At 64.7% G+C, this 16,117-nt stretch carries 23 protein-coding genes; 6 read left to right on the forward strand and 17 right to left on the reverse strand.

What is annotated here, in order from left to right:
• Window positions 1-175 precede the first annotated feature (175 nt).
• Entirely contained in the window at window positions 176-835 is a 660-nt protein-coding gene (gene pdeM, locus BV95_RS07730) for a ligase-associated DNA damage response endonuclease PdeM (protein ID WP_037449637.1), read from the reverse strand.
• Window positions 836-900: 65 nt separating this feature from the next.
• Between pdeM and trhO the strand changes: the two genes are divergently transcribed.
• A complete protein-coding gene (gene trhO / locus BV95_RS07735; protein WP_081873310.1) occupies window positions 901-1,737 on the forward strand; it encodes an oxygen-dependent tRNA uridine(34) hydroxylase TrhO in 837 nt (278 codons plus the stop codon).
• Window positions 1,738-2,011: 274 nt separating this feature from the next.
• Here the strand turns inward: trhO and BV95_RS07740 are convergent, their stop codons facing one another.
• The 4 genes from BV95_RS07740 to BV95_RS07755 are packed head-to-tail and all read right to left on the reverse strand — an operon-like array spanning window position 2,012 to window position 4,059.
• Entirely contained in the window at window positions 2,012-2,278 is a 267-nt protein-coding gene (locus tag BV95_RS07740) for a hypothetical protein (protein ID WP_037449639.1), read from the reverse strand.
• Between the two features lie 4 nt (window positions 2,279-2,282).
• The gene (locus BV95_RS07745) at window positions 2,283-3,017 is read right to left on the reverse strand and encodes a M48 family metallopeptidase (RefSeq protein WP_234703120.1); all 735 of its coding nucleotides are present in this window, start codon (window positions 3,015-3,017) and stop codon (window positions 2,283-2,285) included.
• Complete coding sequence (locus BV95_RS07750; protein ID WP_037449645.1) at window positions 2,974-3,399, reverse strand: YcgN family cysteine cluster protein; 426 nt, start codon at window positions 3,397-3,399, stop codon at window positions 2,974-2,976. The genes BV95_RS07745 and BV95_RS07750 overlap by 44 nt, the downstream gene beginning before the upstream one ends.
• Before the next feature lie 3 nt (window positions 3,400-3,402).
• Window positions 3,403-4,059: an SCO family protein gene (locus BV95_RS07755; RefSeq protein WP_174544471.1), complete on the reverse strand. Its 657-nt coding sequence runs from the start codon at window positions 4,057-4,059 to the stop codon at window positions 3,403-3,405.
• 47 nt (window positions 4,060-4,106) lie between these two features.
• Between BV95_RS07755 and BV95_RS07760 the strand changes: the two genes are divergently transcribed.
• A complete protein-coding gene (locus tag BV95_RS07760; RefSeq protein WP_234703124.1) occupies window positions 4,107-4,742 on the forward strand; it encodes an ankyrin repeat domain-containing protein in 636 nt (211 codons plus the stop codon).
• 211 nt (window positions 4,743-4,953) lie between these two features.
• Here the strand turns inward: BV95_RS07760 and BV95_RS07765 are convergent, their stop codons facing one another.
• From BV95_RS07765 to BV95_RS07815, 11 genes are all read right to left on the reverse strand, one after another.
• Window positions 4,954-5,457 (reverse strand): MmcB family DNA repair protein, encoded by a 504-nt coding sequence (locus tag BV95_RS07765; RefSeq protein ID WP_037449650.1) that lies wholly within the window; start codon window positions 5,455-5,457, stop codon window positions 4,954-4,956.
• 99 nt (window positions 5,458-5,556) lie between these two features.
• Entirely contained in the window at window positions 5,557-6,204 is a 648-nt protein-coding gene (locus BV95_RS07770; RefSeq protein ID WP_037449653.1) for a cell wall hydrolase, read from the reverse strand.
• Between the two features lie 177 nt (window positions 6,205-6,381).
• Entirely contained in the window at window positions 6,382-6,720 is a 339-nt protein-coding gene (locus BV95_RS07775) for a DUF1491 family protein (protein ID WP_037449656.1), read from the reverse strand.
• On the reverse strand, window positions 6,710-7,213 hold the full coding sequence (locus tag BV95_RS07780; RefSeq protein WP_037449659.1) for a PaaI family thioesterase: 504 nt from the start codon (window positions 7,211-7,213) through the stop codon (window positions 6,710-6,712). The genes BV95_RS07775 and BV95_RS07780 overlap by 11 nt, the downstream gene beginning before the upstream one ends.
• Window positions 7,173-7,640 (reverse strand): PTS sugar transporter subunit IIA, encoded by a 468-nt coding sequence (locus tag BV95_RS07785; RefSeq protein ID WP_037449662.1) that lies wholly within the window; start codon window positions 7,638-7,640, stop codon window positions 7,173-7,175. The genes BV95_RS07780 and BV95_RS07785 overlap by 41 nt, the downstream gene beginning before the upstream one ends.
• A 127-nt stretch (window positions 7,641-7,767) precedes the next feature.
• The gene (gene hpf / locus BV95_RS07790) at window positions 7,768-8,364 is read right to left on the reverse strand and encodes a ribosome hibernation-promoting factor, HPF/YfiA family (RefSeq protein WP_037449666.1); all 597 of its coding nucleotides are present in this window, start codon (window positions 8,362-8,364) and stop codon (window positions 7,768-7,770) included.
• 97 nt (window positions 8,365-8,461) lie between these two features.
• Window positions 8,462-9,154 carry a DNA polymerase III subunit epsilon gene (gene dnaQ / locus BV95_RS07795; protein WP_037449669.1) on the reverse strand — a complete coding sequence of 231 codons (693 nt, stop codon included), beginning with the start codon at window positions 9,152-9,154 and terminating at the stop codon, window positions 8,462-8,464.
• Between the two features lie 43 nt (window positions 9,155-9,197).
• On the reverse strand, window positions 9,198-9,791 hold the full coding sequence (gene coaE, locus BV95_RS07800) for a dephospho-CoA kinase (RefSeq protein ID WP_037449672.1): 594 nt from the start codon (window positions 9,789-9,791) through the stop codon (window positions 9,198-9,200).
• A gap of 5 nt (window positions 9,792-9,796) precedes the next feature.
• A complete protein-coding gene (gene aroE / locus BV95_RS07805) occupies window positions 9,797-10,618 on the reverse strand; it encodes a shikimate dehydrogenase (RefSeq protein WP_037449674.1) in 822 nt (273 codons plus the stop codon).
• Complete coding sequence (locus BV95_RS07810; protein ID WP_037449676.1) at window positions 10,615-11,208, reverse strand: Maf family protein; 594 nt, start codon at window positions 11,206-11,208, stop codon at window positions 10,615-10,617. Before BV95_RS07810 ends, aroE begins: the two co-directional genes overlap by 4 nt.
• 2 nt (window positions 11,209-11,210) lie before the next feature.
• Window positions 11,211-12,032 carry a pyruvate, water dikinase regulatory protein gene (locus BV95_RS07815; protein ID WP_037449861.1) on the reverse strand — a complete coding sequence of 274 codons (822 nt, stop codon included), beginning with the start codon at window positions 12,030-12,032 and terminating at the stop codon, window positions 11,211-11,213.
• Between the two features lie 287 nt (window positions 12,033-12,319).
• On the opposite strand from BV95_RS07815, the gene hemE reads away from it, so the two are divergent.
• Window positions 12,320-13,381: a uroporphyrinogen decarboxylase gene (hemE, locus tag BV95_RS07820; RefSeq protein ID WP_037449678.1), complete on the forward strand. Its 1,062-nt coding sequence runs from the start codon at window positions 12,320-12,322 to the stop codon at window positions 13,379-13,381.
• Window positions 13,382-13,385: 4 nt separating this feature from the next.
• Window positions 13,386-13,826 carry a CopD family protein gene (locus BV95_RS07825; RefSeq protein WP_037449680.1) on the forward strand — a complete coding sequence of 147 codons (441 nt, stop codon included), beginning with the start codon at window positions 13,386-13,388 and terminating at the stop codon, window positions 13,824-13,826.
• Between the two features lie 91 nt (window positions 13,827-13,917).
• On the opposite strand, the gene panC is transcribed toward BV95_RS07825, so the two are convergent.
• On the reverse strand, window positions 13,918-14,763 hold the full coding sequence (panC, locus tag BV95_RS07830) for a pantoate--beta-alanine ligase (RefSeq protein ID WP_037449682.1): 846 nt from the start codon (window positions 14,761-14,763) through the stop codon (window positions 13,918-13,920).
• A gap of 109 nt (window positions 14,764-14,872) precedes the next feature.
• Between panC and BV95_RS07835 the strand changes: the two genes are divergently transcribed.
• Window positions 14,873-15,679, forward strand: coding sequence for a division plane positioning ATPase MipZ (locus BV95_RS07835; RefSeq protein ID WP_037449684.1), 807 nt, complete (start codon window positions 14,873-14,875; stop codon window positions 15,677-15,679).
• Window positions 15,679-16,110, forward strand: a complete 432-nt coding sequence (locus BV95_RS07840) for a DnaJ domain-containing protein (protein ID WP_037449687.1) — start codon at window positions 15,679-15,681, stop codon at window positions 16,108-16,110. The genes BV95_RS07835 and BV95_RS07840 overlap by 1 nt, the downstream gene beginning before the upstream one ends.
• The last annotated feature ends 7 nt before the right edge of the window (window positions 16,111-16,117 follow it).

A 16,117-nucleotide genomic window follows, 5' to 3' on the forward strand; every position in this document is an offset into this window, starting at 1 on the left:
GACTTTCCGTCGTGTCGGCATTAACTTCGGACTATGAAGATACGGCAGGACGAAGGCAAGAATAGCCTTTGTTTTTTAAACCCTTGGCTGCCCAGCACGACCGGATTTTCATACCCTGTTGCTTAATGGCGACAGCTTAATTTCCGGTTTCCGTTACGTCCCTTTTGCTTTTTGCCTAGGGCAGGGGAAATCGCAGCAGGCGGCCCGCCACCGGCACCAATGCGGTCGCGCCCACGCCCATGACGCGGCGGATCTCACCATGACCTGCATCCAGGCCACCGGTCAGCGCGCCCAGGGCAGGCAGGATCAATTTGGTGCGCGATCCGACGAAGCAGCGCCGCGACACATGGCGGCCCCGCACAGACAGGCGGAATTTGGGATGGAAATGGCCCGATATTTCCGGCCGGGGGTCGGCCGCGTCAGCCTGATGCCGCAACCAGATGCCGTCGACCTGCATGTCCGCGCAACGCCGCCCACCGGGCATCTGCGCCATGCCGATATCGTGATTGCCGGTGATCCAGACCCAGTCGAGCCGGTCCGTCAGCGCCGCCAGCCGCTCCCGCGTCGCCGGATCGAGCCGCGCCGCGCCGTCGGCGTCGTGAAAACTGTCGCCCAGCGACCAGAGCGCCTTCGCGCCCGTCCGCTCCGCCAGCGCCTCTATCATGTCCAGCGTCGCCCGGCTGTCATGCGGGGGCAGGAACTGGCCGAAACGGGCGTACCAGCTTGCCTTTTCGAAATGCAGGTCGGCCACCAGCAAGGCCGAATGCGCGGGCCAGAACAGCGCTGCTTCGGGTAGCGCCAGAAATTCGTGACCCGCGAACGAAAGGGGAACCATGACCTGCCTATGCGCCCTTGCCCTCCGGCTTTCAAGAGGGCGGCGAAGCGGCTATGGGCGCAGCCATGGAATCCGCTTTCACGATTGCCGCGCTGTACCGCTTCGCATCCTTCTCCGATCCGGATGCGATCGCGCGGGATTTGCGGCTGCTCTGCGCCGAACTGGGCACTTGCGGCACGCTGATCGTCGCGGGCGAGGGGATTAACGGCACGGTCGCGGGGAGCGGGGCGGCGATCGCGGCGCTGGTTGCGCATATCCGCACCCTGCCCGGCTGCGCCGATCTGGACGTCAAATATGCCGATAGCGATGAAGCGCCCTTCGCCCGGATGAAGGTGAAGGTGAAGACGGAGATCGTGACTTTGGGCGCGGGCGATCTGGACCCGGCGAACCGGGCCGGGACGTATCTCGACCCGCCGGAATGGAATGCGCTGATCGCCGATCCCGATACGGTCGTCATCGACACGCGCAACGCCTATGAAGTGTCGGTGGGTAGCTTCGAAGGGGCGATCGATCCGGGCACGCGCTCTTTCCGCGATTTTCCCGCCTGGTTCGACGGTTTCGCTGAAAAATTGCGGGAGGAAGGGCGGGAGCCGCGCATCGCCATGTTCTGCACCGGCGGCATAAGGTGCGAGAAATCGACCGCGCTGGTGCGTGCGCGGGGATTTGACGAGGTCTATCATCTGCGCGGCGGCATTTTGCGCTATCTGGAGGAAATGCCCGAAGCGGACAGCCGATGGCAGGGCGATTGCTATGTCTTCGACGAGCGGGTGGCGGTGGGCCATGGGCTGAAGGCGGGCGATTATGTCACCTGCCGGGGCTGCGGGCTGCCGCATGTGCGGGATGCGGCGCATGAGTGCGCGGCGGACGGGTCGGGGGTCTGGCCGCATCGGAAGCAAGGGTAGAAAAGCAGGAGCTTGGCCAGTCTGGATAAATTCGGAATGTTGGGAAATGGTCATTTCTAGACATTCCCCCTCCCGTAAACGGGAGGGGTTAGGGGTGGGCGCGAGCGGAGCGAGCTTCCGGCTTAGCCGTTGCAAAACAACGCTGATGTTGCGCTAACCCACCCCCTAACCCCCTCCCGCCTGCGGGAGGGGGAATGACGGCAATCCACCCAATGATCTCAATTTGTTCACGCGGCCTAGGCTCCTGTCTTCGCAGGAGCGCGATGCGCTTTCTTCAACCCTTGGCTGGCGTCTCGACCAGTTCGGCTATCTCGAACGCGTAGCTTTTCCAGCCGCGCATCCGGGCGCCGTCTTCCGCTGCGGCGCGTTTTTTCTTCGCCTCCGCCAGGGATCGGGTGTGGCCCCAGAAGACCTCGGTCCTGCCATTCTCCAGTGCGGCCACGATCCGCCAATAATGGGTGAAGGCGTCCGCAGTCGGCCCGATGGTCTTCACATAGCCGTCGGGCATGGTGGCCGTCAGATAGCGCTTCTTCCGGCCCATCCCGTCAGCCCGTGAAGCGGTGCAGCGCGGTGCCATTCGCGCGCAGCCATGCCCGCGCCGGGCGGGGATCTTCGCCCAATATCCGCTTGTGCGCCGCGTGGAAGGCCGGGCTGTGGTCCATATGCAGCAGATGCGCCAGTTCATGCGCCACGGTCGCCCGGCGCACCTCCGGCGGGCAGAGGATCAGCCGCCAGCTATAGCGGATCGCGCCGTTGGAGGCGCAACTCGCCCAGCGGCTGCGCGGGTCGCCAATGCCGACGGAGGCGACGATCAAGCCATTGTCCCGCGCCATTGCATGGCTTTCGGTCTCCAGCACCGCCTTCGCCCGCGTCTTGAGCCAGCGCAGCACCCGGGGGCCGACCGATTCCGATGCGCCGCCGAGCAGCAGCCGGTCGCCATCCAGCCGGATCGTGCGCGACGCGCCCTCCACCCAGCAGATGCGCACCTCCCGCCCCTCCAGCGGGAAGATGACGCCGTCGCCCAGCATGACCTGCGCCGGTTGCCGCGCCATTTGCGAGCGGACCCAGCCTTCATGCTCCTGCGCCCAGCCGAGGGCGCGCTTCAGATTGGCGCGGGTCGGCAGGGAGAGCCTGAGTTCGCCCCGCGCCTGATCCAGCGACAGGCGATAGGCCTTGGCCCGCGCCGACCGGCGGATCCGCACCGGAACGGCGATGCCGTCGATCAGGATTTGCGCGTCAAAGCTCTCGGTCGACAAGATGGTTTTCCCAATCGCCCGCATCGGCCTCCGCAATGGTCCAGCCCCGCACGGATTCCTTCGCCCGGTGCACCGCTCCCCGGTCGCCGCAGATCAGATAATGCCATTGCGGCAGCGGCTTGCCCTCGCCGCGCAGCCGATAGGCGCAGGTGCGGGGCAGCCAGCTTATCGTCCTCACCTTGGCGGGGGTCAGGCGCACGCAATCGGGGACGAAGCTGCGGCGTTCCTTATAATTGGTGCATTGGCCGCTGTGCCGGTCGAGCAGGCGGCAGGCGACGTTGGTGGGGTAGATCCGCCCCGTATCCTCATCCTCGGCCTTGTGCAGGCAGCATTTGCCGCAGCCGTCGCACAGCGCCTCCCATTCGGCGCGGTCCAGCTTGTCGAGGGGCTTTTCCCAGAAGTCCAACCGTCACTTCACCCATTTTTCGAGGAAGGCGATCACCTTGGCGGGATCGCCCTCATCCACGTCCGGCGTCGCGGGATCGTCCACCGGCACCAGCGCGACCGGCGCGCCGTTGCCGTCGAACAGATAGGGCGTGCGGCTGTGGCTGACCAGATAGCCGCTCGCGCCCTTCGCCTCTTCCTTATTATAGATGACGACGAAATCCTTGGCCACCTTCGCGATCTCGTCCGGCGTGCCGGTCAGGCCGATCAGGCGCGGGTGAAAAGCCGCAACATAGGTTTTGAGGACGGCGGGCGTGTCCCGCTCCGGATCGAGGCTGATGAGCATCGGCTGGACCTTGGCCGCCAGAGCGGGCTTGTCCTTCTCGAACTTCGCGAAGCCCTGCATGATGCGTTGCAGGTCGACCGGGCAGACGTCGGGGCAATAGGTATAGCCGAAATAGACCAACCGGTACTGGCCCTTATAATCGTCCCAGCGGACCTTCTTCCCGTCCTGGTTCGTCAGGGTGAAGGGCGCGCCGATGCTGGCCCCGTGCAGGTCGCCCTGGACATTGTCGGGGCCGCTTGATGCGTTGCCGCCAGCCCCCATATTGCAGGCTGCCAGCAGGGTGGCGAACGGCAGGGCGAGCGAAATCAGCGCTTTGTTCATGGCGCCGCCAGCCATGCCCTGCTATGGCCCGATTTGCAAATCCCAACGGGGCTATGGACAAAATGACACGACGCTTTCCGGCCTGGATGGGCCTTGGCCGCACCGCCGCTCTGGCCCTGGCGCTGCTGTTGCCCGTCGCGATGCCGATGGTCGCGCACGCGCAGTTTTCCGACAATTATAATTTCCTGAAGGCGGTCAAGGACGCCGACGGGCAGAAGGTGACCGACCTGATCCAGAAGCCGGGATCGACCGTCATCAACAGCCGGGACGTGACCACCGGCGACACCGCGTTGCACCTGGTGGTCGCCCGGCGCGACAATACATGGCTGACCTTCCTGCTGGCGAAGGGGGCGAACCCGAACCTGACGGACAATAGCGGCAACACGCCGCTGATGGATGCGGTGCAGGCCCGGTTCGAGGAAGGAGCGCGCAGCCTGCTCACCTTCAACGCGCAGGTGGACAAGGCCAATGGCAGCGGGGAAACGCCGCTGATCCGGGCGGTGCAACTGCGCGATGTCGGGCTGGTCCGGCTGCTGGTGGCGCAGGGGGCCAATCCCGACAGGCGCGATTCCATCGCAGGCATGTCCGCGCGGGACTATGCGGAGCGGGACGGCCGTACGCCGGGGCTGGTGGAAGCGTTGAGCGCTGCGAAGACGACGACCGCGCCCAAGGGGCCGGTGCAGGGGCCTGTGTTCTGAATTTGGGTAATAGCAGCCATTAAAATCCTCCCTACGCGCAGCGTGGGGAGGGTCGAAGAGAGGCACGTGACTCTCTTCGACGCTCGCGAAGCGAGTGGTGGAGGGGAAATGCGCAGGTCGTGCCCCTTCCCCTCCACCACCGCTTTCAGCGGCGGTCCCCCTCCCCATCTATCGATGGGGAGGAATAGGATAGGTCCGCCTTCGACCCAAATCAGCCGAAATTGCCACCCAGTTCCGCCGCATGGTCGGGGTCGGACAGCGCCGTCAGGCGTCGCGCCGCCCTTCTCGCGAAGCGCAGCGTTTCCGCCTTGCGCCGTGCCGCCGCCAGCGGTTCCATGGGTGCGGGACGCACCAGTTCGGCGTCATATTGGTCCGCGACGATCAGCCCGGTTCGCCCCGGCCAGAGCGCTTCGCTTTCGAACAGAGACAGGTCGAAGCCGGACGGCACCGCCCAGAAATAGCGGTCGCAATAGTCGAAATAATCCGGCCACTTCATGTCGCCCAGCAGGTCGGCGCGGCTGCACTTGATCTCCACGATGGTGATCCGCCCTGCCCCGTCCAGCGCCATGATGTCGGCGCGTCGGCCGTTCGGCAGCGGCACTTCCAATATCCCGCTCATGTCGTGCCGGAAGAACAGACGCAGCGTGCCCCGCGCCACGGCCAGCGCCGTGCCATCGGTCAGGGGCGAACAACTGTCGGACAGATCGGATTCCATAGTCGGTTATTAGAACAGGAAGGGAACAAAAGGAAAGGGCCGATTCAGGAAATCCCGAACCGGCCCTTCTTCACCCCCTGCGCGCCTGGCGCGAAAGAGTCAGCGATAGAAGACGTGATTGTCGATCGCAGCAAGCTGGCGCTTGCCCCAGCCCGGCGAGACGCGGCGGGCGTGGAAATACAGCGCGCCTTCCGCCTTGCTGTTCCAGCTATCTTCCATCGCGATCTGGGCGATGGCGACGGCTTCGCGCCAGCTTTCGCTGCCCATGCGGATCGACGGCATGCCGTTGCCGCGCACGAAGCTGAACTGGCCGGGCTGATAGATCACCCCGCACAGGCTGTCGGCAAAGCGGCCGGACTTTGCGCGGTTGATGATGACGCGGGCGACGGCCAACTGGCCTTCCAGGCTTTCGCCCTTGGATTCGAAATAGACGGCGCCGGCCAGGCACTTCATGTCGCCGGAAACATCCTCGGCCGCGCCCTGCGCGTCCACGAGGGCGGCGAGATTGTCGGCCTTCACATCGTCGGTGCCGGAAAGAGGAGCCAGCGACTGCACGACTTCGCGCGGTGCGGCAAAGGTGACGGCGGGCTTTGCGCCGGCCGGAGCTGCATTCAGCTCAGTGGTTCCCGGAAGGGGCAGGACCGACGGAGCCGCTTCGGAAGCGCTCGACATGTCGGCCGCAGTGACCGCCGCGGTGGCGGAAAGGGCAAATGCCGCGATGATCGCAGCCTTCAAACGAAAACTCATTATTGCTCAAAATCATGCGGTTCTTGGCCGGGGACGTCAAAAAACCCCAAAAACACCGACGTCCGGCCGCCCCCCGTCTGCGTGTTTACCCGCATCCGCCCCCCATGGACGAAACCGGCAACCTGCGCGTTGAAAGCGTCGGGGGCCTGTGCCCGCGCGCGGAACATGAGTCAACGGTTAACAGATCGTTTCAGCGGCGAACCGTTCCGCATGCGCGATATCAAGCTCCAAAACCCACAGATCGGGGTCTGAAGCGCGACGGCGCGCAAGATATTGGGCCATGGCATCCGCCCCCTTTTCCGGGTCGGGGCCGCAGCGGGTCAGGCTGTAGCCGCCCGCAAAGTCTGAAACGCGCTCGAACAAGCCCTGTTCCCGGCCATTTTCCAGCGCCTGGATCAATATGACGCCGCTGATGTCGTCGCCCTTGACCAGCACCGTGGCGAAACCGCCCGCGGCGGCGCAGCGGCGCACCAGCGCGTTGACCAGCAACGCGCTGGTCAACCGGTCAGGCGGCATAGCCGGGCAGCGAGGAAAGCGGGAATTGCGACCGCATGAAGGTGCCGGTTCCCCGCCCGACCTCCTCCCCATCGGCGTCGATCAGGCTGGCTTCGGCGACATAGACGCGCCGCCTGCCGCTGATCCATCGCCCTTCGGCGCGGATGCGGCCCGGCGCGATCGGCCGGGTGAAGAGCAGGTTGAAACTGGTGGTCAGCAGGAAACGGTCGCTGACCAGGCTGTTGGCGGCGTAGAAGGCCGCATCGTCCAGCATCTTGAAATAGACCGTGCCATGCACCGCCCCGGCGGCATGGAACTGCGTTTCGTCCACGTCGAACTGGATGATCGACCGGCCTTCCTCCGGAATGGTCAGTTCCGACCGGAACAGCCGGTTGATCGGCGCCGAACGGTAAAGGCTTTCCAATGCCCGGAAATGCGCCGCTTCGCCGCTGGGCGATGCCTTGGCGCCGGATTCAGGCAGCGTCACGCGCCTCGCCGCCCGCAAGCAGGGCATGGAGCGCCGCCGCCGATTTCGCGCCGCGCAGCCGGGCGACCTGCCCCTCATCCCGCAGATAGCGCGACACCCGCGCCAGCGTCTTCAGATGCTCGGCGCCCGAATCGGCCGGGGAAAGCAGGGCGAAGACGACGTCGACCGGCGCTTCGTCCACCGCGTCGAACGGCACCGCCGGATCGAGCAGGACGACCACGCCGCACATCTTCTTGAGGTCCACGATCTTGGCATGGGGAATCGCGACGCCGCCGCCGAATCCGGTCGAACCCAGCTTTTCGCGCTCCAGCAGCGCCTCCGCCACCAGATCGGCGTCCAGGCCGTAGGCCTGGGCCGCCAGAGCCGCGACCTTTTGAAATAACTGCTTCTTGCCGTTAACGGAAAGGGCCGTGCCCAGCGCTTCCGGCGCGACGATATCGTTGAAATGAACCATGCCGAATCCCAGCCGAGCCGCGCCCAGCTTCGGAAAAATGACGCAATGCCCGGATCTTTAAAGTCCGGCCCCATAGGCCGCCAGCCGTTCCAGGTCAACCGGCGGCCAGGGACAGGACTTCAGCGCATCAACCCAGACGCGGTTCCACCCAGCCGATGGTTCCGTCATGCCGGCGATAGACCATATTGTAGGCGGACGTCCCCGCATTGACGAACAGCAACGCATTGGTGTTGCGCAGGTCCAGCATCATCACCGCGTCGGACACGCTGGCTTCGGGAATGTCGACGCGGGTTTCCGCGACGATCAGCGGCGCTTCGGCCGGTTCCTCCTCATCGGCGAGGGAAGCGAAAATCGTATAGCCCGCGCCGTCCAGCCCGTCCGGGCCGAATCCGTTGGACCGGCTGGCTTCGGCGGCGGCGGCCTGGGCGCTGCGGTCCTTCAGGCGGCGCAAATAGCGGCGCAACTGTTTTTCGATGCGTTCGGCGGCCTGTTCGAAGGCGGGATGCGCCTCCTGCGCCTCGCCCGCGCCCTTCAGGATCAGGCCGGTCATGACATGGCAGACGATGTCGCAATGGAAGGCGCCGTGCGGGGCGGGCCGGAAGGTCACCTGGGCGGAAAGCGCGCGGGAGAAATATTTCTCGGCCATGGCCTCCAGCCGGGTCCAGACATGCTGCTTGAGCGCGTCGCCCGTATCGACCTGATGCCCGGAAACACGAATATCCATATGCCTTCTCCTTATTCTTGCCGGACCGCCCCGGATGGCGACCCGGTGGGCATGGAGGCTTGAAGGCAGCGCTCCCGTAAAACGGGAATGGCTGTGATCAGGCCTCCTCCAGCCAGAGCGGCTTTTCCAGCGTCGCGACGAACGCTGCATGCCTCTCCAACTCTTCCGCGCTGGCCGCGAAAACGCGCGCGGGACGAACAGGGCGAACCGCGGCCTTCGCCGCAAGTTCCATGTTTACAATGAGTTTCTCTTCCTCCTGTGCAAGACCAAGGCCGATCTGACGGCCGCCGGTCAGTTCGATGTAAAGCTGGGCCAGCAATTCGGCGTCGAGCAAGGCGCCATGCTTGATGCGATGGCTGCGGTCGATGCCGTAGCGGGTGCAGAGCGCGTCCAGGCTGTGCTTGGCGCCTGGGTGAATCTGCCGGGCGATGGCGACGGTGTCGATCATCCGGTCCATCGACACTTCGGGCAGGCCGCACAGTTTCAGTTCGTGATTGAGGAAGCCGAAGTCGAAGCGCGCATTATGCGCGACCAGATGGCTGTCCTCCAGAAAGGCGAGCAATTCCTGCACGCCATGCCCGAACAGCGGCTTGTCCCTCAGGAATCCGTCCGACAGGCCGTGCACGGCTTCCGCGGCGGCGGGCATGGACCGCTGCGGATTATAATAAGCGTGGAAGGTGCGGCCCGTGGGCACCCGGTTGAGGAGTTCAATGCACCCGATCTCGACCAGGCGATCGCCTGAGGCAGGGTCGAAGCCAGTCGTTTCGGTGTCGAAAATAATCTCGCGCATCGCCCTCTTCAACGACTCTTTCCGGCCAGCCGCCGGACCCTTCTTATCGGACTCTCTTCGCGCCAAGGCAAGCGACCAAGCGGCGAACCTGATCGCGGGTCTGGGCGAAGGTCGTCCCGGTATGGATGATATAGTCGGCCCGCCGCCGCTTTTCAGCATCGGGTGTTTGCAGATGGACAATCCGGCGGAATTTTGCAGCGGTCATGTCGGGCCGGGCCAGGACTCGCTTGCGCTGCTTCCAGCCAGGGGCGGTGACGACGATGACGCCCGCCAGCTTGCGATAGCCATGGGTTTCGAAGAGCAGCGGAATATCCAGCACGACGAATTTGCGCGAGCGATGACGGCGCAGGAACGCCTTGCGGCTGTGCTGCACGGCGGGATGGATGATGGCTTCCAGTGCTTTCAACTCCTGCGGATGGCCGAAGACCGCCGCGCCCAGCTTTGCCCTGTCGACGCCCCTGGGGCCGGTGGTGCCGGGAAAGCGGGCCTCTATGGCGGGCAGGAGGGGGCCGCCCGGCCCTTGCAGCCGGTGCACTTCGGCGTCCGCGTCGAACAGGGGCACCCCCTCCCGCCGCAACATGGCCGCGACGGCGGACTTGCCCATGCCGATGGAGCCGGTGAGGCCGTAAATCTTCATATATCTCAGGCGGCGAGCAGCAGGGCGCGCAATTCCTCGTCCCGCTCACGCGGCGCTTGCGCATCGAAGAAGATGTCGAAGGCCAGCGCCGCCTGGCCGATCAGCATTTCCAACCCGTCCAGCGTGTTGAGGCCCCTCGCCCGCGCCGCCTTGAGCAGGGGCGTTTCCAGCGGCGCATAGACGATGTCATAGACGGTCGCGTCGTCCGCCAGCGGCTTGAGGTCGAGGTCCAGCGCGGGCTGGCCCACCATGCCGAGCGAACTGGTGTTGACCAGCAGGTCGGCCTTGGGCAGCGCATCGGCCATGCCGATCACCCTGCCCTTGGTCCCGGCGCGGTCGAGCAAGGCCTGTCCCTTGGCCGCGTCGCGGACCATGACGGTGATGTCGGCCACGCCCAGGCTGGTGAGCGCGAACAGGATCGCCCGCGCCGCGCCGCCCGCGCCGACCAGCACCGCGCTCTGCCCCTTCCACTTGTCGCGCAGCAAGGGTTGCAGGAAGCCGCCCGCATCGGTGTTGGTGCCGATCAGCGGCCCGCCGGTCTCGCTGGCGATGGTGTTCATCGCGCCGATCCGTTCCCGCACGCCGCCCGGATCGTCGGTATAGTCCATCACCGCGATCTTGTGCGGGATGGTGACGCTGCATCCCAGCCAGTCGGGATCGGCCCGCCGGGCGAGGAAATAGGCGGCCAGCCCCTCGCTGGTGACGTGGGTCTTCTTATATTCCGCCTCTATCCCCAGCGCATCGAGCCAGAAATTGTGGATCAGCGGGGATTTGCTGTGCGCGATCGGATCGCCGATCACCTCGGCATAGGGGAGCTTGTCGGTCATGACTCCAGAACGCCCCTGACGCGCAGAAAGTCAAGCAGGGGCAGCAGCGGAAGGCCCTGAATCGCGAACTGGCTGCCCTCCACCTTCGCGAAAAGCTGCGCGCCCGGCCCCTCTATTCGGTAGCAGCCGACGCACCAGCGGCATTCATCCCAATCGCCGTCGAGATAGGCGGCAATGAATGCGTCAGACAAGGGGCGCACCGTCATCCGCACGCGTTCGATATGCCGCCAGATCGGTTCGCCGTTGAGCGCGATCACCGCCGCGCTGTGCAGATGATGGACCCGGCCGGAGAGCAGCTTCAATATGCGCTCCGCATCGGCGCGGTCGACCGCCTTGTCGATCATCGCGCCATCGTCCAGGCTGAGCGTCTGGTCGCAGCCCAGCACCAGCCCGCCCGGCACCCGGCGCGACACGCGCAGCGCCTTCAGTTCCGCCAGCGCGTCGGCCAGTTGCCGCGCGTCCAGCCCGTCGGCACGCAGGGCTTCCTTGGCCGCTTCCTCATCGACGCCGGGGGAGAGCGCCTCGAACGGCACCCGCGCCGCTTCCAGCAGCGCCCGGCGGCTCGCGCTTTGCGATGCCAGCACGATCATGGTCAGGCTCCTTCCGCCAGCACGCGGTCGTTGAACAGGTTGATGATGGCGGCGGCAGCTTCCTCGATGGAGCGGCGGGTCATGTCGATCACCGGCCAGCCATTGTCCGCGAACATGCGCCGGGCGAAGGCCAGTTCCTCCTGCACCTTCTCTATGTCGACATAACTGGTTTCCGGGGCCTGATTCAGGGACAGCAGCCGGTTGCGGCGAATCTGCACCAGCCGTTCCGGGCTGACCGTCAGCCCCACCACCATCGGATGCTTCAGCACGTAAAGCGCCTGCGGCGGCGGCGACTGGATCACCAGCGGGATATTGGCGGTCTTGTACCCGCGATTGGCGAGATAGATGGAGGTCGGCGTCTTGGAGGCGCGGGACACGCCCGCCAGCACGATGTCCGCCTCCTCCCAATTTTCATGACCCACGCCGTCGTCATGGGCGATGGTGAACTGGATCGCCTCGATCCGGGCGAAATAGGCTTCGTCCAATATATGCTTGCGGCCGGGACGGTTGCGGGTTTCCTGTCCCAATATGTTGGACAGGGCGTCGGTCACGCTGTCCAGCGCGGCGACATGCGGCAGGCCGAGCGCCCGGCAGCGCGTCTCCAGCCGCCGCCGAAGCTGGTGGTTGGACAGGGTGAAGAGCACCAGGCCCGGATTGGCGGCGATTTCCTCCATGATGCGGTCGAGATGGACGTCGGACCGGACCATCGGCCAAAAATGGCGCACCGCCTCCACATTTTCGAACGCGCCGATGGCCGCCTTGGCGATATTCTCCAGCGTTTCGCCGGTGGAGTCCGAAAGCAAGTGGAGATGGATGCGCGACATGAGGAACATCTCTGTGGGGAGGCTGTGGATAAAGCAAGGGATAGGTTGCGGGGAAAATCAGGCGCTTGTCGCCCTCCCCGATTCCAGGAATCTTGTCCACAGCCCGCCAACAGATGGAAATTAAAATCCACAGCCTGTGGATAAGGGGGATAAGCGGACTGACTCGGACCGGAATCGGCGACTCCGGAGAGTCAAGTTGTTGGCAAATCGGGGCACAGCGCATAAACCCCGCTGCCAACCGCCCTACTATCTCCATCATCCTTTTGAATCTAAATATAAGAGAGTTTATGACGGGACCAGATGACGCGCTTTCCAACGGCCGGACGCTCAAGCCGTTGCTTTCGGTCCTGAAAGGCGCTTGCCCTGTTGTGCCGCCCATGTGGCTCATGCGCCAGGCGGGACGCTATCTGCCTGAATATCGCGCCTTGCGAGCGGAAAAGGGCGGATTCCTCGAAATGGTCTATGACAGTGCGGCGGCGGCAGAAGTGACCGTTCAGCCGCTGCGCCGTTTCGGTTTCGACGGGGCGATCCTGTTTTCCGACATTTTGATCGTGCCCTATGCCATGGGGCAGGATTTGTGGTTCGAGGCGGGAGAAGGACCGCGTCTGGCGCCGATCCTGGCCGAGACGGACCTGTCGGCCCTGAAACCCGATTTCAGCCGCTATGAGGCGGTGTATGAGACGGTCCGGCAGGTGAAGGCCGCGCTGGACCCTCAGGTGACCTTCCTGGGCTTTGCAGGCAGCCCCTGGACCATCGCCACCTATATGGTCGCTGGTCAGGGCAGCAAGGATCAGGGCGCGGCCCGCCGCATGGCCTACAGCCAACCCGAAAAATTCGGCGCGATCATCGATGCGATCATCGATGCGACGGTGGTCTATCTGTCCGGCCAGATCGAGGCCGGGGTCGAGGCGGTGCAGCTTTTCGACAGTTGGGCGGGCAGCCTGGCTCCGCTGGAGTTCGAGCGCTGGGTGATCCGGCCCAACCGGCGGATCGTGGAGAGGTTGAAGGCGATTCATCCGGACATTCCGGTGATCGGCTTTCCCAAAGGCGCGGGCGCGAAATTGGCCGATTATGCGGCGGGGACCGGGGTCGATGCGGTCGGCGTCGATGAAACGGTCGATCCGCACTGGGCCAACCGGGTTCTGCCGCAAGGGCTGCCGGTGCAGGGGAATCTGGATCCGCTGGCGCTGATCGCCGGGGGCAAGGCGGTGGAAGAGGCGGTCGACAATATCCGCGCCGCCTTTGCCGGGCGGCCGCATATCTTCAACCTGGGGCACGGGATATTGCCCGACACCCCCATTGATCATGTCGAAGCGCTGCTTAGCTATGTGCGGGCAGCGGGAGACTGAATATATGGCTTATCTGGGAGCAGCCTATTTGTGGGTCAAAGCCGCGCATGTCATCTTCGTCATCTTCCTGATGGCGGGCCTTTTCATGATGCCGCGCTTCTTCGTCTATCACCAGCAATGCCCGGTGGGATCGGATGAGGACAGGAAGTGGATCGACCGGGAAAGGCGGCTGCTCAAGATCATCCTGAACCCGTCCATCGTCCTGGTCTGGGTATTCGGCCTGATGCTGATGGTGGAGATCGGCGCGTGGCATTTCGGCTGGTTTCACCTGAAATTGCTCTTCGTGCTGGGCCTGTCGGGCTATCATGGCTGGATCGCGGGTTATGCGAAGAAGCTTGCCAGGGGGCTGCGGCCGCTCAGCGAGAAGCGGTTGCGGTTGCTGAACGAGATTCCGGGGGTTGCCGCCGCGGTGATCGTGATCGCGGTGATCGTGAAGCCGTTTTGACATAGCCGTCATCCCAGCGAAAGCTGGGATCTCGTGAGGCTATGCTGTGCCCTATCGCCTGAGATCCCAGCCTTCGCTGGGATGACGGACATTAAATTGGGTCGACCGGGATATTGTCGATCAGCCGGGTTTTGCCGAGCTTTGCCGCGCCCAGCAGCCTTGCGGGACGGTCCAGCACCGTCATCGGTTCCAGAGTCACCGTGTCGCACAGCGTCACATAGTCGATGGGGTCAAAGCCATGCGCCGTCAGCAGCGCTATGGCCTTGGCGACGGCGGACTCGACACTTGCGCCCTTTTCCATCTGCCGCGCCGCTTCGCCTAGGGCGCGGGGCAGGGCCAGCGCGTCCTTGCGCTCCTCCTCGCTGAGATAGGCATTGCGCGAAGACAGCGCCAAGCCATCCTCTGCCCGTTGGGTCGGCACGCCGACAATCTCGATCGGCACGTCCAAATCGCGGACCATGCGCCGGATCAAGGCGAGCTGCTGATAATCCTTCTCCCCAAACAGGGCGACGTCCGGGCGGACCTGGTTGAACAATTTCGTCACCACCGTAGCCACGCCGTCGAAATGGCCGGGCCGCGCCGCGCCGTCCAGCCCCTCCGTCACGCCCGAAACGGAGATGTTGGTGGCATAGCCGGCCGGGTACATGACATCGACCGTCGGCGCCCAGAGGATGTCGACTCCGGCCGCCTGCAACATCTGCGCGTCCTTCGCCTCCCGCCGGGGATAGGCGTCCAGATCCTCGTTCACCCCGAACTGCCGGGGATTGACGAAGATCGACACCGCCACATGCCCGGCATGGCGGCGCGCTTCCTCCACCAGCGCCATATGTCCGTCATGCAGCGCCCCCATGGTGGGCACCAGCGCCAGCGGTTTTCCGTCGCTTTTCAGCGCATCGACGGCGGCGCGCAGCGAAGGCAGGTCACGGAGGATTTGCACGACAGGAACGGCTCCGATAAGGGCATGAACAGGGGTATATCCTGCTAAGGCATGACCGGTTCGAACGGTCAACACACAATGCGACAATCAACGGGGTTATAAAGGTCCGATGGCGAACGCCCAAACGCACCATATCGTCTTCGCCAATGAGAAGGGCGGAACCGGCAAGTCGACGACCGCCGTGCATACGGCCATCGCGCTGACGGTGTTGGGCCATCGCGTCGGCATGATCGACCTCGACCCGCGCCAGCGCACCATCACCCGCTATATGGAGAACCGGGCAGAGACCGCCCGCCGCCGCGGCATCGACCTGCCGACTCCGGATTTCGAAGTGTTCAAGGGCGACAGCGTCGAGGCGCTGGAGGAACAGGCCGCCGCCATGGCCGAGGGGAAGGATTTCCTGGTGGTCGACACGCCCGGCCGCGACGACGACTATGCCCGCCACATGGCCGCCCGCGCCCATACGCTGGTGACGCCGATGAACGACAGTTTCGTCGATTTCGACCTGATCGGGCAGGTGGACGCGGAAACATTCAAGGTGAAGCGCCTGTCCTTCTATTCCGAACTGATTTTCGAGGCGCGCAAGACCCGCGCCAAGGCGGATGGCGTCAGCATCGACTGGGTGGTGCTGCGCAACCGCGTCCAGCATCATGACGCCCGCAACAAGAAGCGCGTGGGCGACGCGTTGACGGAGCTGTCCCGCCGCGTGGGATTCCGCGTGATTCCCGGCCTTTCGGAGCGGGTGATCTTCCGCGAACTCTTTCCGTCGGGTCTGACCCTGCTGGACAAGGGACATCTGGGCGAACTGGGCGTCAGCCATATCGCCGCCCGGCAGGAACTGCGCGAGATGGTGTCGGGCCTTGCCCTTCCCTCCCGCGCAGAGGTCGCGCCGCTGGATCTGCTCGGCGCCGCCTGATGGGGCTGCTTGCCTTGGCTTTGATCGGGCTTGCGGCCTGGCTGATCTGGACGGGACGATTGCAACGCATGAGCGCGAAGGATGGCATGGCATTGGGCGCCGCTCTGGTCGGCGCGGTTGTGGCCGCCAAGGGCAAGCCGCTGATCGGCGCGCCGCTACTGATCGGTGCCACGCTATTCTTCCTTGCCAGAGGCCGACGGGACAAGGGCAAGGCGGGCAAGCCTGCGCCGCAGCCCGTTTCGTCTCATGCGGTGATCGACGCCAGGAAGCTGCTGGGCGTTGGGCCGGACGCGGACGCCCGCGCCATCCGCGCCGCGCATCGCCGCCTGATCGCCTCCGTCCATCCGGACAAGGGCGGCACCGAAGCGCTGGCGGCCCAGATCAACGCGGCCCGCGACCTGCTGATCGGGGAAGTCGAACAGCGCCGTTGAAGCCGAG

This window comes from Sphingobium chlorophenolicum, assembly GCF_000722875.1.
Lineage (GTDB): Bacteria > Pseudomonadota > Alphaproteobacteria > Sphingomonadales > Sphingomonadaceae > Sphingobium > Sphingobium chlorophenolicum.